A 13056-nucleotide genomic window follows, 5' to 3' on the forward strand; every position below is an offset into this window, starting at 1 on the left:
CAGCGAACCCATTCGGGTCGATGATCTGACGGGCGCGGCCTTGCTGGCCGCGCTCGACGCCTTGGCGGACCTGCGCATCACGGTCTTCCGCGCCTTTCCCTACCTCTATGACGGGTCGGGCGAAGCGGGCCGCGCCTATGAGCGCGATTATCTCACCGCCTATGCGAACAGCCCCGGCGCGCTGATCGCCGGGGCTTTCGCGGGCGACCGGCTGGTCGGCGCCGCCACCGCCGCTCCCATGGCCGACCATGCCGCGGAATTCGCCGCTCCTTTCCGGGCATGCGGCATGGACATCGGCCAAATCTATTATTTTGGCGAATCGGTGCTGCTGCCGGAATGGCGCGGGCGCGGCATCGGCCACGCCTTTTTCGACCGGCGGGAAGCCAAGGCGCGGGAACTGGGATTCGCCATGACCAGCTTCTGCGCGGTGATTCGCCCGCCGGATCACCCTGCCCGCCCCGCCGGCTATGCCCCGCTCGATCCCTTCTGGCGCGCGCGCGGCTATGCCCCGGTCGAGGGGCTGATCGGCCATTTCGACTGGAAGGATCTGGGCGACGACGCGGAAAGCCGCCATCCCATGCAATTCTGGGTGAAGCGTCTCATGGCCTGACGGGCGCGCTCGTCTGCCGCTCCTCCGTTTGAGATGCCCTTTTGGTCATCCCGGACGCGATCCGGAATACTGCCTTTTTCTTTGACGGTGACTGAGAAGCAAGGGGGCCGGATCAAGTCCGAGGCGGCGAGCGCAGCAATGCCGGGCGTCAGCCGTTGCAAATCCCGATCACCCGCCGCATCTCGTCCAGCCTGATCGTCAGGTCCGCCCGGCCCGGCATCTCCTCCAGAATATGCCGGGTCAGCCGCTCATAATGCTGGACGAAGCGCGCAATCCGGGCATCCGGCATGCCGCCGCCAGCCTCCTTGCGCAGGTCATGCTCCTGCTGCGTCCGCCAGCACCGGACGATCCCGAAGTCCGGCGCGGCCAGCAGCACCAGCCGGTCCAGCCGCGCGAACAGCGCTTGATAATCCCCCGCCAGCGCCCGGTTTGCGAAGGCGCGCCAGACGCCGTCCGCATCCTCCTCCCGCTCCAGGGCATTGACCGGCTCCACCAGCGCCGCCGCGCCCTGCGGCAGCGCACCGACGCACCAGCCCTCCAGCAGCAGCAACCGCGTGCCAGTCGCCGCCTTTTCCCATCGCCCTTCCGGCAAAGGATCGTCCGACGCCTTGTCAAAACGCGGCAGCAAGGTCGCCTCTCCCCGCTCCAACGCATCGATCACCCGCAGCCCCAGCGCCACATCATGCGTCCCCGGCACCCCGCGCGTGCGCAGCAGCGGATGGATCGAACGGGCCATGGCCTCCCGCTCCGCCCGCGTGCGATACAGATCGTCGATGGAAAGGATCGCGGCCGGAATCCCGTCGCTCTGCAACCTCTGCCGCAAGCCCGCCGCCAGCGTCGACTTGCCGCTGCCCTGCGCCCCGCAGAGGCCGATCACCAGCAGGCGACCGCCAGCCTCCTCCAGCGCCCGCCGCGTCAATCCCTCGACCGCGTCCAGCGCATCGTTCCGCATCCTATCGCTCCGCGATCAGCAGCTTGTCGATCTTGCGCCCATCCATATCCACGATCTCGAACCGCCAGCCCTGATCGTCGATGAAATCGCCCACTTCCGGCAAGCGCTTGAGCAGCCACAGCGCATGGCCGGCGACCGTCGCATAGTCGCGATCCTCCGGCAGGTCGATGCCGATCCGGTCCGCGAGCAGGTCCACCGGCATCTGGCCCGACACCAGCAGGCTGCCGTCCTCCCGCTCGACCAGGTCCGGCTCATCCTCGCTGTCCAGGTCGGACACGAAATGGCCTGCAATGGCGGAGAGCAGGTCGGCAGGCGTCGCAATCCCCTCGAAATGCCCATATTCGTCATGCACCATGACCATCGGCACCTCGGCCCGCCGCAGCACCTCCAGCGCGTCCATGGCGTCGACCTGATCCGGCACGACCTCCACCTTGCGCATCAGCCTTTCCAGGCTCAGCCCCTCGCCCCGGAACAGCGCGGTCATGATGTCGCGCGCCTGCACCACGCCGATGATGTCCTCCACCGTCCCCCGGCCCACCGGCAGGCGGGTGTGCGGCGTATCTAGCAGCTTGGCGCGAATAGCCTCCTCATCGGCATGGATGTCGATCCAGTCGACATCCATGCGCTGGGTCATCACCTCGCGCACCGGGCGGTCGGCCAGCCGCACCACGCCGGAAATAATGGCCCGCTCGCTCTCCTCGATCACGCCGGACCTGCTCGCCTCGGCCACGATCAGGTGCAGTTCCTCGGCCGTGACCTGATTTTCCGATTCGCGGGTCAGCCCCAGCAGGCGGAAGATGAGGGCACTCGATCCGTCCAGCACCCAGACGATCGGGGCGGTGACCTTCGCCAGCCACAGCATCGGCCCGGCGACCAGCACGGCGATGGGCTCCGGCGCGCGCAGAGCGAACTGCTTGGGCACCAGTTCCCCGACGATCAGCGAGGCATAGGTGGTAAGGCCGATCACCAGGGCGAAACCGGCATTCTGCGCGGCATGGGGCGACAGGCCCAGCATCGCCAGCCGTTCCCCCGTCGGCCCGCCAAGGCTGGCGCCGGAATAGGCGCCCGCGACGATGCCGATCAGGGTGATGCCGATCTGCACGGTGGAAAGGAACTTGCCGGGATCGCTCGCCGCCGCCAGGGCGGAGCGCGCGCCGCGCCGCCCGGCCTTTTCCATTGCCTGGAGGCGCGGCTTGCGGGCGGACACGATCGCCAGTTCCGACATGGCGAACAGGCCGTTCAGCGCGACGAGCGCCAGGATGATGACGAGGTCGACCCAGGGAAAGGGCGTCGGAGCGTGCGGGGGGATATTGGCCATGGCGGTCGGCGGCCACCTATAACCCTGATTCTTACAATTTCACAACCGCCGCATCATCTGCAGTTCAGTTCGCTTGTGGAACAAAGGCCTCCTCTCATCCATTGGGGGTGCATCCGCTCCGTTCGGGCGCACGAGAAAGGGAAATATATCCATGCGGAATTTTCATCGCATCATCAGCGCCGCCGGCCTGGCCGCCATGCTGGCGACCACGGCCTGCACCACCGATCCCAACACCGGCAACCGCACCATTTCCAAGGCCGCAATCGGCGGCATCGGCGGCGCGCTGGGCGGTTATCTGCTGGGCGATCTGGTCGGCGGGCGGCATGACCGCACCGAAAAGATCCTGGGCGCGGGCATCGGCGCGGTCGCGGGCGCGGGCATCGGCGCCTATATGGACGCGCAGGAAAAGAAATTGCGCGAAGAAACCGCCGGCAGCGGCGTGGACGTGATCCGCGATGGCGACAATCTGGTGCTGCGCATGCCATCGGGCATCACCTTCGCCACCGACAGTTCCGCCGTGCAGCCCCAGTTCCAGCCGACGCTGAACGACGTCGCATCCGTACTGGCGCAATATCCCAAGACCTATATCGACGTGTACGGCCATACCGACAGCGACGGCACCGATGCCTATAACCAGGCCCTGTCGGAACGGCGCGCCCAGGCAGTGGGCGATTATCTGACGAGCCATGGCGTGCAGTCGGCCCGCATCGCCACGCGCGGTTTCGGGGAGACCCAGCCGATCGCATCCAACGCCACGGCGGAGGGCAAGGCGTCCAACCGCCGCGTCGAAATCAAGATCGCTCCCGTGACGGAGCAGGATGTGCGTAGCTGAGACGGGCTGCGGGGACCGGGAGGCCGGTCCCCGCCCGCTGTTCCTTCATGCCGCCCTATCCCTGCCAATCCAGGGCGAATTTCAGCAGCAGGGTGCGTTGGAAAAATTCGTGATTGTCGTCCGACGCGATCCAGACGATCCGGCGGCCGCCTTCCCGGCTCAGGGCCAATCCTTCGAAATTGTCGGCCAACAGGGGCGGCGCCAGCCGGGCGAGGACGCGCGCCTTCAGCCGGTCGCCGGAGCGCGGCTCTTCCGGCAGCTCGATGATCGCCAAGGTCGCCGTGAACAGTTCCTGCAAGGTCAGCCGCCGGTTGAGGACCAGCACATGCCTGTCGTCCAGCGCGACCGCGTCGGTCGGGCGATAACCGCGCGGCGGCACATAGCGCAGGTGCATGGGCGCCGCCGTGGCGGCTTCGGCCGGGTCGCCCGCGAACAGCAGCGTGTCGTGGCTGCCGTCGGCGGTCATCCCCATTTCCGCCAGGACGAGGAAGCGGCCGCCGGGCAGCCGCGCCAGGGATTCGACCGATCCCGTCTCCGGCCAGGCCTCGATCTCCGGCCAGGTGCGGCAGGCTTCGACGCGGGCGAAGCCGGGGGAATAACGGCAGATCATCTGTTGCAGTTCGAAGCCCACCCAATAGCGCCCTGTCGCCGGATCATGAGCCATCGCCTCCGAATCCCAGGCCCACCAGGGGCGCTCCCGATCCTGCGGGCGGATGGGAAGCGGGGCGATGAAGGGACGCCGTTCCGCCCTGCCCGGGCCGATGTGGAAACCCATCAGCGTGCCGGAATCGCTGAGCGCCAGAATCTGGCCGTCGGGTTCCGCCAGCAGCGAGGATATGCCGCCAAAGCCATGATGGGTGCTGCTGAGTTGCCATCCGCCCAGATAGTGCAGCATTCCAAGGTCGCGCTGGGCGGGATCGGCCGCGTTCAGGGACAAGGCGCGCGCCCGCACCAGCAATGGGCCGGGGCCGAAGGGTTCGGGCTTGTTCTTATGCGGCGCGGGGAGCAGCAGGATCGCGAGCAGCAGGACGATCAGGATTCGGCGCATCGCCCTTGCCATAGGGGATAATCGGCCCCTGTGCAGGGTTTTTCGCGGCGCTGGCATCGACCGCCGAAAAGCGCGATAAGCGTTCCCGCCGGTGGCTCCAATGCTGAACGGCGGCTGACATCGCCATTCAGGCTTGGCTCAATGCGAATCGGGCAAAAGGGTCTCAATCGATGGTGAGTCCTCCGTGGAAGACCTGCCGTGATCGATGGCAAATGAGGAGCAACGCCATGAAGACGAAGTTTCTGATCAATCTGGGGGCGGCGCTGGCGATGGGCGCTGCCTCTCTGGCCGTCACCGCAACGCCGGCCATGGCCCGCGACGGCTGGGGCCGCCATTACGACCGTGGCGACTATTATCGCGGCGACCGCGGGTATCGCGGCTATCGCGGCGATGGTTATTACCGGGGCGGCGGCTATTATCGCGGCGACGGCTATTACAGGGGCTATCGCGGCTATCGCGGTGGCTATCGCTGCCGGGACAATGGCACGGGCGGCACCATCATCGGCGCGATAGCCGGTGGCCTGCTCGGCAATGAAGTCGGCAAGGGCAGCGGCCGCTACGGTCGCCGCGGCGATGGCACCACGGGCGCCATCATCGGCGCGGGCGTGGGTGCGCTGGCCGGGCGGGCGATCGACCGGGATTGCTGATCCACCGTTGAAGGATGAACGAAAAGAGGGCCGCTCCATCGGGGCGGCCCTCTTTTTGCCTTCTGACGCATCCTGCCCCTGCAACGCCAGCGCAGGCTCAGGCTGACGGAACCGACCGACCGGCGCGAGCCAAAGAAAAAGGCCGCCCCGTTTCCGGCGCGGCCCATTCCAGACAATTCCCTTTTGGGAATTACATCGCGTTCGCGGCAGCGTTGCCGGCCGTGTTCGCAGCGTTCGAAGCGGCGTTCGAAGCATTGTCGGCAGCGTTCAGCGCGGCGTTCATGGCGTTGTCGGCAGCGTTCGAAGCGTTCTCTGCGGCATTGGCCGAAGCGTTGGCGGCATTTTCCGCACCGCCCGAGCAGGCGGCCAGGCCGAGCGACGCGGCGAGAACGAGCGAAAGAGCAATCGACTTGGTCATGGGTTAACCCCTCTCTGAGAATAATAACGGTGCAGACCACTCTCGGAGAAAAGTTCACCCCCCATTGCGTCTGCGCCGCGATTCGTAATGAATCCGGCGACTCATGGCAATCCCAATCATGCGTCAAGCCCGTGATTCGGGGCTGTCAGGGGTTGAACGGCGCGGTTCCGAACGACCATTGACGCATATAAAGATTTCTTTATATGATCCATGCATGAGCGCAGCAATCGACATTTTCCGGGCATTGGGCGACCCGACGCGGCTGCGCATCATCTATCTTCTGCGCGCCATGGAACTGGCCGTGGGCGAAATCGCGCAGGTCGTGGGGCAAAGCCAGCCGCGCGTGTCCCGCCATGTCCGCATCCTGGCCGAAGCCGGTCTGGTGGAGCGGCGCAAGGAAGGCAATTGGGTTTTTCTGCGGCTGGGCAAAGAGGCGGAAATCGGACCCTTTCTGACGCTTTTCGACCAACTCGTGCCGTCGGAGGGCGAGCTGTTGTGGCAGAAGGCCGACCTCGCCCGGCTGGCGGCGGTACGGGCGGATCGCGCCCAGGCGGCGGAAAGCTATTTTGCCGAACATGCCGAGGAATGGGACGCGATCCGGTCCCTGCATGTGCCGGAGGGCGATGTGGAGGCGGCGATGACCGCCCTGCTGGGGGCGGAACCGATCGGCCATCTGCTCGACATCGGCACCGGGACCGGGCGAATGATCGAATTGTTCGGTCCGTCGGCGGAGCAGGTGACGGCGCTGGACCGCAGCCCGGACATGCTGCGGCTGGCCCGCGCCAAGCTGCCCGAGGATGCGGGCGACAAATATGCGCTGGTGCTGGGCGATTTCAGCGCCCTGCCGCTGGAGCCGGGCAGCGCCGATACGGTGGTGCTGCATCAGGTGCTGCACTATGCCCAGGCGCCCGAGGCGGTGATCGAGGAAGCGGCCCGGGTGACGGCGGCGGGCGGCCGCGTCCTGATCGCCGATTTCGCGGCGCATGAACGGGAAGAACTCAGACTGCGCGACCAGCATGCGCGGCTGGGCTTTTCCGACGGGCAGATCGAAAGCTGGTTCGCGGATGCGGGCCTGGAACTGGAGCGGGTGGAGGTGCTGCCCGGCCAGGAACTGACGGTGCAATTATGGCTGGGCCGCCGCCGTGGCGCGCGCGTCCTGCCTATCGAAGGACGACTTTCCGCATGACCTTGAGCTTTCCCTCCGTCGAAGAGGCCACGCGGGCTTGGCAAGCGCCGCTCTATGCCGATCTGACGGGAGACATTAATGTGAGCTTCGAATTCTTCCCGCCCAAGACGGAGAAGATGGAGGAGCAGCTCTGGTCCGCGATCCAGACGCTGACGCCGCTGGCGCCGAAATTCGTGTCGGTGACTTACGGCGCAGGTGGGTCGACGCGGGAGCGGACGCATAACACGGTGGCGCGGATCGCGAAGGAGACGCCCCTGTCGGCGGCGGCGCACCTGACCTGCGTGGCGGCGAGCAAGGGTGAGATTGACGAGGTGATCGACGCCTATTGGGAAGCGGGCGTGCGGCATATCGTCGCCCTGCGCGGCGATCCGCCCGAGGCAGGCGCGAAGTTCGAGCCGCATCCGGACGGTTACAAGGGCGCGGCGGAGCTGGTCGAGGGGCTGGTGAAGCGGCATCCGTTCGAGATTTCGGTGGCGGCTTATCCGGAAACCCATCCTGATGCCTTGAGCGCGCAGAGCGACATCGACAATTTGAAGCGCAAGCTGGATGCGGGCGCGACGCGGGCGATCACGCAATTCTTCTTCGAGCCGGATACCTTCTTCCGTTTCCGCGATACGGTGGCGGCGGCAGGGATCGACGCGGACATCATTCCGGGCATCATGCCGGTCAGCAATTTCGCGGCGGTCCAGCGCATGTCGGCCATGTGCAATACCGATGTGCCGGGCTGGATGGGCAAGCTGTTCGAGGGGCTGGACGACCTGCCCGCCGCACGGCAGCTCGTGTCCGCGACGCTGGCGGCGGAACTGTGCCGCAAGCTTTATGCGGGCGGGGTGCGCGACTTTCATTTCTATACGCTCAACCGGGCGGAACTGAGCTATGCGATCTGTCATCTGCTCGGGCTGCGGCCGGCGACATTGGAGAAGACGGCATGACCGCCGAGGAACGCTTCCGCGCCGTGGCCGCGGAGAAAATCATGATATTCGACGGCGGCTACGGCACGTCGATCCAGAAACATGGGCTGACGGAGGCGGATTATCGCGGGTCGCTCGATCTGGCGAAGGACCAGAAGGGCAATAACGACCTGCTCTGCCTGACCCGGCCGGACATCGTGGAGGGCATCCACACCGCCTATCTCGACGCCGGTGCGGACATGATCGAGACGAACACCTTCTCCTCCACCAAGATCGCCATGGCCGATTATGGCTGCGAACATCTGGTGCGGGAGATCAACATCGCCGCCGCGAAGATCGCCCGCAAGGCCTGTGAGGCGGCGAGCGCGAAGGATGGGCGGCCACGCTTTGTCGCGGGGTCGATCGGGCCGACCAACAAGACGCTGTCGATCTCTCCGGACGTCAACGATCCGGCCTATCGCGAGGTCGATTACGATACGCTGAAGGCCGACTATCGCGAGCAGTGCGAGGCGCTGATCGAGGGCGGCGTGGACTTCCTGCTGGTCGAGACCTGCTTCGACACGCTGAACGCCAAGGCGGCGGGCATGGCGGCGCGGGAGGCAGAGGCGGCGGCGGGGCGGCCGGTGCCGCTGATGCTGAGCTTCACCATCACGGACATGTCGGGGCGGAACCTGTCCGGGCATACGATCAACGCCTTCTGGTATTCGCTGCGGCATTTGAAGCCGCTGACCATCGGGGTGAACTGCGCCTTCGGGGCGGATCTGCTGCGGCCTTATCTGAGTGAGCTGGCCAAGAATGCGGATACGTTGATCCTGGCCTATCCCAACGCGGGGCTGCCCAATGAACTGGGGCAATATGATGAGCTGCCGGAGACTACGGCGAACCTGATCCGCCAGTGGGTGGATGAGGGGCTGGTCAATATGGTCGGCGGTTGCTGCGGCACCACGCCCGCGCATATCGGCGCCGTGGCGAAGGCGCTGGCGGGGCACAAGCCGCGTCAGGTGCCGGAGCTGCCGGTGGTGACGCGGCTTGCGGGCCTCGAACCGATGCATATTGCGGCGTAAGATAATTGTTCCCCCTCCCGCAGGCGGGAGGGGGTTAGGGGGTGGGCCGATCCAGGCGCTGTCCCCTGAAAAGCCCACCCCCAGCCCCTCCCGCTTGCGGGAGGGGAGCAGGTAGTAAAATGACTGAGACCTCCCCCGATCTTTCCCGCGCCACTTTCGTCAATATCGGCGAGCGCACCAACGTCACCGGATCGGCCAAGTTCAAGAAGCTGATCATGGCGGGCGACTATGCCGCGGCCATCGACATCGCCCGCGATCAGGTGGAGAACGGCGCGCAGATCGTCGACGTCAACATGGACGAAGGCCTGCTCGACGCCGTGGAGGCGATGACGACCTTCCTGAAGCTGATGACGTCCGAACCGGACATTGCCCGCGTTCCGGTCATGATCGACAGTTCCAAATGGGAAGTGATCGAAGCCGGCCTGAAATGCGTGTCGGGCAAGCCCATCGTCAATTCGATCAGCATGAAGGAGGGTGAGGAAGCCTTCCTCCATCACGCCCGCCTCTGCATGGCCTATGGCGCGGCGGTGGTCGTCATGGCCTTTGACGAGACCGGTCAGGCGGACACGAAGGAGCGCAAGGTCGAGATCTGCGAGCGCGCCTACAAGCTGCTGATGTCCATCGGCTTCCCGCCGGAGGACATCATCTTCGACCCCAATATCTTCGCCGTGGCGACGGGGATCGAGGAACATAATAATTACGGCGTCGACTTCATCGAGGCCTGCCGCGAGATCAAGGCGCGCTGCCCCCATGTCCATATTTCGGGCGGCCTGTCGAACTTCTCCTTCTCCTTCCGCGGCAATGAGCCGGTGCGGCGGGCGATGCATTCGGTCTTCCTCTACCACGCCATCCCGGCGGGGCTGGACATGGCGATCGTCAATGCGGGCCAGCTCGACGTTTACGACGCCATCGACCCGGCGCTGCGCAAGGCGTGCGAGGATGTGCTGCTGAACAGCGATCCGGAGGCGGGCGAACGCCTGGTCGCGCTGGCGGAGAGCTTCAAGGGCAAGGATGCCGCTTCGGAAAAGGCGGCGCAGGAATGGCGCGGCTGGCCGGTCGCCAAGCGGCTGGAACATGCGCTGGTCAAGGGCATCGACATGTATGTGGTCGAGGATACGGAGGAAGCCCGCCTCGCTGCCGCAAAGCCCATCGAGGTGATCGAAGGCCCGCTGATGGACGGCATGAATGTCGTCGGCGACCTGTTCGGCGCGGGCAAGATGTTCCTGCCGCAGGTGGTGAAATCCGCCCGCGTCATGAAGAAGGCGGTCGCCCACCTCCTCCCCTTCATCGAGGCGGCGAAGGAGCCCGGCGCCAAGGGCAAGGGCAAGGTCGTGATGGCGACGGTCAAGGGCGACGTCCACGACATCGGCAAGAACATCGTCGGCGTCGTGCTTCAGTGCAACGGCTTCGAGGTGATCGACCTGGGCGTCATGGTGCCGTGGCAGGACATCATCAAGGCGGCGAACGAAAATGACGCCGACATGATCGGCCTCAGCGGCCTCATCACTCCCTCGCTGGACGAGATGGTGACGGTCGCCGCGGAAATGCAGCGCGCGGATATGACCATGCCGCTGCTGATCGGCGGCGCGACCACCTCCAAAGTGCATACCGCGCTGCGCATCGATCCGGCCTTCACCGGGCCGGTGGTGCATGTGCTGGACGCCAGCCGGGCGGTCGGCGTCGCGACGGCGCTCGTCTCCGAAACCCAGAAGACCGATTTCGTCCAGAAGACCAAGGATGATTATGCCCATGTCCGCGCCGCCCGAGAGGGCAAGGGGCAGAGCAAGCTGCTGTCCATCGAGGAAGCGCGGGCCAATGCCTTCGAGATCGACGAGAGCCTGAAGCCCGGCAAGCCGCGCCTGCCCGGCGTCCACCGCTTCCCGGACTGGGATCTGAAGGACCTGCGCAACTATATAGACTGGACGCCCTTCTTCCGCGCATGGGAACTGGCGGGCAATTATCCGGCGATCCTGGAGGACAGGGTGGTGGGCGAAAGCGCGACCAGCCTGTTCACCGATGCGCAGAAGATGCTCGACCGCATCGTGGACGAGAAATGGCTGACGGCGCGCGGCGTGGCCGGCCTGTGGCCCTGCCGCCGCGAAGGCGACGACATCATCGTCCATGTCGAGGATGAAAAGCATGTCCGCCTGCCGATGCTGCGCCAGCAGATCGCCAAGCGGGAGGGCCGGGCCAATATGTGCCTTGCCGACTTCATCAGCCATGATGGCGACTGGATGGGGGGGTTCGCCGTATCGATCCACGGCATCGAGCCGCATCTGGCGCGGTTCAAGAACGCTATCGACGATTATTCGGACATATTGCTCAAGGCGCTGGCGGATCGTCTGGCGGAGGCCTTTGCCGAACGGCTGCACCATTATGTGCGCACCGCGCTCTGGGGCTATGCCGAGGGCGAGCAGCTTACCAACGAGGCGCTGATCAAGGAGCAATATCGCGGCATCCGGCCCGCGCCCGGCTATCCCGCCTGTCCGGAGCATAGTCTGAAGCCGCTGCTGTTCGACATGCTGGACGCGCATCACGCGACGGGCATTTCGCTGACGGAAAGCTTCGCGATGCTGCCGACGGCGGCGGTCAGCGGCTTTTACTTCGGGCATCCGCAGGCGGAATATTTCGGCGTGGCGCGGGTGGGGCGCGACCAGCTGGAGGATTATGCCGGGCGGCGCGGGGTGGATCTGGAGACGGCCGAGCGCTGGCTGCGGCCCAATCTGGATTAGGACTTATTCCATAGTTCCCGCGCAGGTGAGCACTCATCTCCCATAAGAAGGTGCCTGATGCACGGTCAGGAGATGGATTGCCGCCTTCGCGGAAATGACGGGAAGCGAAAAACTTACCGCGCCTCGTGGTTGGCCGCCACCGCCTTCGCCACCGCCTGCATCAACTGCCAGCGCGTCGGGATCGGTTCCGTCGTGCTGCCGATCATCACCGCGACCGCATAGCTGGTGCCGTCGGGCGCGGTCATGATGCCGATGTCGTTGAACCCGGTCGAACGCGCGCCCAGTTCCTGACCCGTGCCGGTCTTGTGCAGATAATGCCATCCCGCCGGCACGCCGCCCTTGATCCGCTGCGGCCCCGTCTTCGCCTCGCCCATGATCGAAAGCAGCAGTTGCGACGATGCCGGGGAAAGCATGTCGTTCTGCTTGAGCTTCGCCAGCGCCTGCACGATGGAGGATGGCGCGGCGCCGTCCGGCGGGCTGGCGAGATAATTGTCCAGCGCCTTCTGCCGCACCGAGAGGGGCAGCCTGGCGCGGGCGGCGTAGAAGTTGCGGCCGATCGAATAATCCTGCCGCCATTCCAGGCCCGCCGTGGTGGATTGCAGCAGCCGTTCGCCGGGCCCGAAGCGGATGTCCCGGATATAGCGGCGCGCGAGATAGCTGCGCACCGCTTCCGGCCCGCCGACGGCGCGCAGCAGCGTGTCGTTGGCGGTATTATCGCTCTGCGTCATGGCGCGGCGCATCAGGTCGGAATAGGTGGTGGTCCAGCCGGCATTGCCCACCAGGGCGGCGGTCGGCTGGTGGAAGAGGGTCAGGTCCTTCTTCGTGATGGTGGTGCTGTCGCTGAGGCGGATCTTGCCCCGGTCGACCGCGTCGAGGAAGGTCATGGACACCCAGAGCTTCGAAACGCTCTGCTGCGGGAAGAGCAGATTGCCGTTCCATGCAACGGTCCAGTCGCTGCCGATGCGGCGCACGGCGATGCCGACCTTGCCGTTGAAGCTCTGGCCCAGGTTGCGGATCACGCTGACCAAAGCGGGCGGCGGCGTTTCCCTTTGGTCGACCTTCAGCGCTTCGAAGGGCTTGGGCGGATTGGCGACCGGCTTGATGGGGAAGGTCGCGGTGGAAGGCTGCGGCCGCTGCTGGACCGCCGCATAGGGTTGCTGCGGCGCGCTGACGCAGGCCGAAAGCGCCGCCATCAACAGGACGAGCCGGGCCGAGCCGCCATTGCCGCCGCCATTTGGGCGCTTGCCGCGCCCTCCCTTGAAATTGGTCATCGAAATCCCCGCACTCTCCTTTCGCATTAGGGTTCAGACCCGCGCCGGGTGACAAGAATCATGCGAT

12 protein-coding genes are annotated in these 13056 nt (G+C 65.6%); 7 read left to right on the plus strand and 5 right to left on the minus strand.

From position 1 onward, the window contains the following. Nucleotides 1-25 precede the first annotated feature (25 nt). Nucleotides 26-610 (plus strand): GNAT family N-acetyltransferase, encoded by a 585-nt coding sequence (locus LDB29_RS13065; RefSeq protein WP_037482209.1) that lies wholly within the window; start codon nt 26-28, stop codon nt 608-610. 148 nt (nt 611-758) lie between these two features. Here the strand turns inward: LDB29_RS13065 and LDB29_RS13070 are convergent, their stop codons facing one another. Together LDB29_RS13070 and LDB29_RS13075 are read right to left on the minus strand one after the other, a co-directional pair. Then, complete coding sequence (locus LDB29_RS13070; protein ID WP_025548646.1) at nt 759-1562, minus strand: kinase; 804 nt, start codon at nt 1560-1562, stop codon at nt 759-761. A 1-nt stretch (nt 1563) separates the two neighbouring features. Beyond that, the gene (locus LDB29_RS13075) at nt 1564-2880 is read right to left on the minus strand and encodes a hemolysin family protein (RefSeq protein WP_025548648.1); all 1317 of its coding nucleotides are present in this window, start codon (nt 2878-2880) and stop codon (nt 1564-1566) included. 151 nt (nt 2881-3031) lie between these two features. On the opposite strand from LDB29_RS13075, the gene LDB29_RS13080 reads away from it, so the two are divergent. Further along, a complete protein-coding gene (locus tag LDB29_RS13080; RefSeq protein ID WP_025548649.1) occupies nt 3032-3712 on the plus strand; it encodes an OmpA family protein in 681 nt (226 codons plus the stop codon). 55 nt (nt 3713-3767) lie between these two features. Here LDB29_RS13080 and LDB29_RS13085 read toward each other — a convergent pair whose 3' ends face one another. Then, nucleotides 3768-4760 (minus strand): esterase-like activity of phytase family protein, encoded by a 993-nt coding sequence (locus LDB29_RS13085; protein ID WP_025548651.1) that lies wholly within the window; start codon nt 4758-4760, stop codon nt 3768-3770. A 227-nt stretch (nt 4761-4987) separates the two neighbouring features. Here LDB29_RS13085 and LDB29_RS13090 point away from each other — a divergent pair, with 227 nt between their 5' ends. After that, on the plus strand, nt 4988-5407 hold the full coding sequence (locus LDB29_RS13090; RefSeq protein WP_025548652.1) for a glycine zipper 2TM domain-containing protein: 420 nt from the start codon (nt 4988-4990) through the stop codon (nt 5405-5407). 190 nt (nt 5408-5597) lie between these two features. Here the strand turns inward: LDB29_RS13090 and LDB29_RS13095 are convergent, their stop codons facing one another. After that, entirely contained in the window at nt 5598-5825 is a 228-nt protein-coding gene (locus LDB29_RS13095; protein WP_025548654.1) for a hypothetical protein, read from the minus strand. Between the two features lie 214 nt (nt 5826-6039). Between LDB29_RS13095 and LDB29_RS13100 the strand changes: the two genes are divergently transcribed. The 4 genes from LDB29_RS13100 to metH all read left to right on the plus strand — a co-directional run bounded on the left by LDB29_RS13100 (nt 6040) and on the right by metH (nt 11718). Next, nucleotides 6040-7011, plus strand: coding sequence for a metalloregulator ArsR/SmtB family transcription factor (locus tag LDB29_RS13100; RefSeq protein WP_025548655.1), 972 nt, complete (start codon nt 6040-6042; stop codon nt 7009-7011). Continuing rightward, nucleotides 7008-7943 (plus strand): methylenetetrahydrofolate reductase, encoded by a 936-nt coding sequence (gene metF, locus LDB29_RS13105; protein WP_025548657.1) that lies wholly within the window; start codon nt 7008-7010, stop codon nt 7941-7943. Before LDB29_RS13100 ends, metF begins: the two co-directional genes overlap by 4 nt. Continuing rightward, entirely contained in the window at nt 7940-8986 is a 1047-nt protein-coding gene (locus tag LDB29_RS13110) for a homocysteine S-methyltransferase family protein (RefSeq protein ID WP_025548658.1), read from the plus strand. The genes metF and LDB29_RS13110 overlap by 4 nt, the downstream gene beginning before the upstream one ends. 119 nt (nt 8987-9105) lie before the next feature. Beyond that, the gene (gene metH, locus LDB29_RS13115; RefSeq protein ID WP_025548660.1) at nt 9106-11718 is read left to right on the plus strand and encodes a methionine synthase; all 2613 of its coding nucleotides are present in this window, start codon (nt 9106-9108) and stop codon (nt 11716-11718) included. 113 nt (nt 11719-11831) lie between these two features. Here the strand turns inward: metH and LDB29_RS13120 are convergent, their stop codons facing one another. Then, nucleotides 11832-12989, minus strand: coding sequence for a serine hydrolase (locus LDB29_RS13120; protein ID WP_025548661.1), 1158 nt, complete (start codon nt 12987-12989; stop codon nt 11832-11834). Nucleotides 12990-13056: the final 67 nt, after the last annotated feature.

The organism is Sphingobium sp. CFD-2 (genome assembly GCF_024611135.1).
Taxonomy (GTDB): domain Bacteria; phylum Pseudomonadota; class Alphaproteobacteria; order Sphingomonadales; family Sphingomonadaceae; genus Sphingobium; species Sphingobium fuliginis.

What these genes read in the sequence shown, in the direction of transcription:
- LDB29_RS13070 (WP_025548646.1), bottom strand. Translation starts at nt 1,562, where the DNA reads ATGCGGAACGATGCGCTGGACGCGGTCGAGGGATTGACGCGGCGGGCG.
- LDB29_RS13075 (WP_025548648.1), bottom strand. Translation starts at nt 2,880, where the DNA reads ATGGCCAATATCCCCCCGCACGCTCCGACGCCCTTTCCCTGGGTCGAC.
- LDB29_RS13080 (WP_025548649.1), top strand. Translation starts at nt 3,032, where the DNA reads ATGCGGAATTTTCATCGCATCATCAGCGCCGCCGGCCTGGCCGCCATG.
- LDB29_RS13085 (WP_025548651.1), bottom strand. Translation starts at nt 4,760, where the DNA reads ATGCGCCGAATCCTGATCGTCCTGCTGCTCGCGATCCTGCTGCTCCCC.
- LDB29_RS13090 (WP_025548652.1), top strand. Translation starts at nt 4,988, where the DNA reads ATGAAGACGAAGTTTCTGATCAATCTGGGGGCGGCGCTGGCGATGGGC.
- LDB29_RS13095 (WP_025548654.1), bottom strand. Translation starts at nt 5,825, where the DNA reads ATGACCAAGTCGATTGCTCTTTCGCTCGTTCTCGCCGCGTCGCTCGGC.
- LDB29_RS13100 (WP_025548655.1), top strand. Translation starts at nt 6,040, where the DNA reads ATGAGCGCAGCAATCGACATTTTCCGGGCATTGGGCGACCCGACGCGG.
- metF (WP_025548657.1), top strand. Translation starts at nt 7,008, where the DNA reads ATGACCTTGAGCTTTCCCTCCGTCGAAGAGGCCACGCGGGCTTGGCAA.
- LDB29_RS13110 (WP_025548658.1), top strand. Translation starts at nt 7,940, where the DNA reads ATGACCGCCGAGGAACGCTTCCGCGCCGTGGCCGCGGAGAAAATCATG.
- metH (WP_025548660.1), top strand. Translation starts at nt 9,106, where the DNA reads ATGACTGAGACCTCCCCCGATCTTTCCCGCGCCACTTTCGTCAATATC.
- LDB29_RS13120 (WP_025548661.1), bottom strand. Translation starts at nt 12,989, where the DNA reads ATGACCAATTTCAAGGGAGGGCGCGGCAAGCGCCCAAATGGCGGCGGC.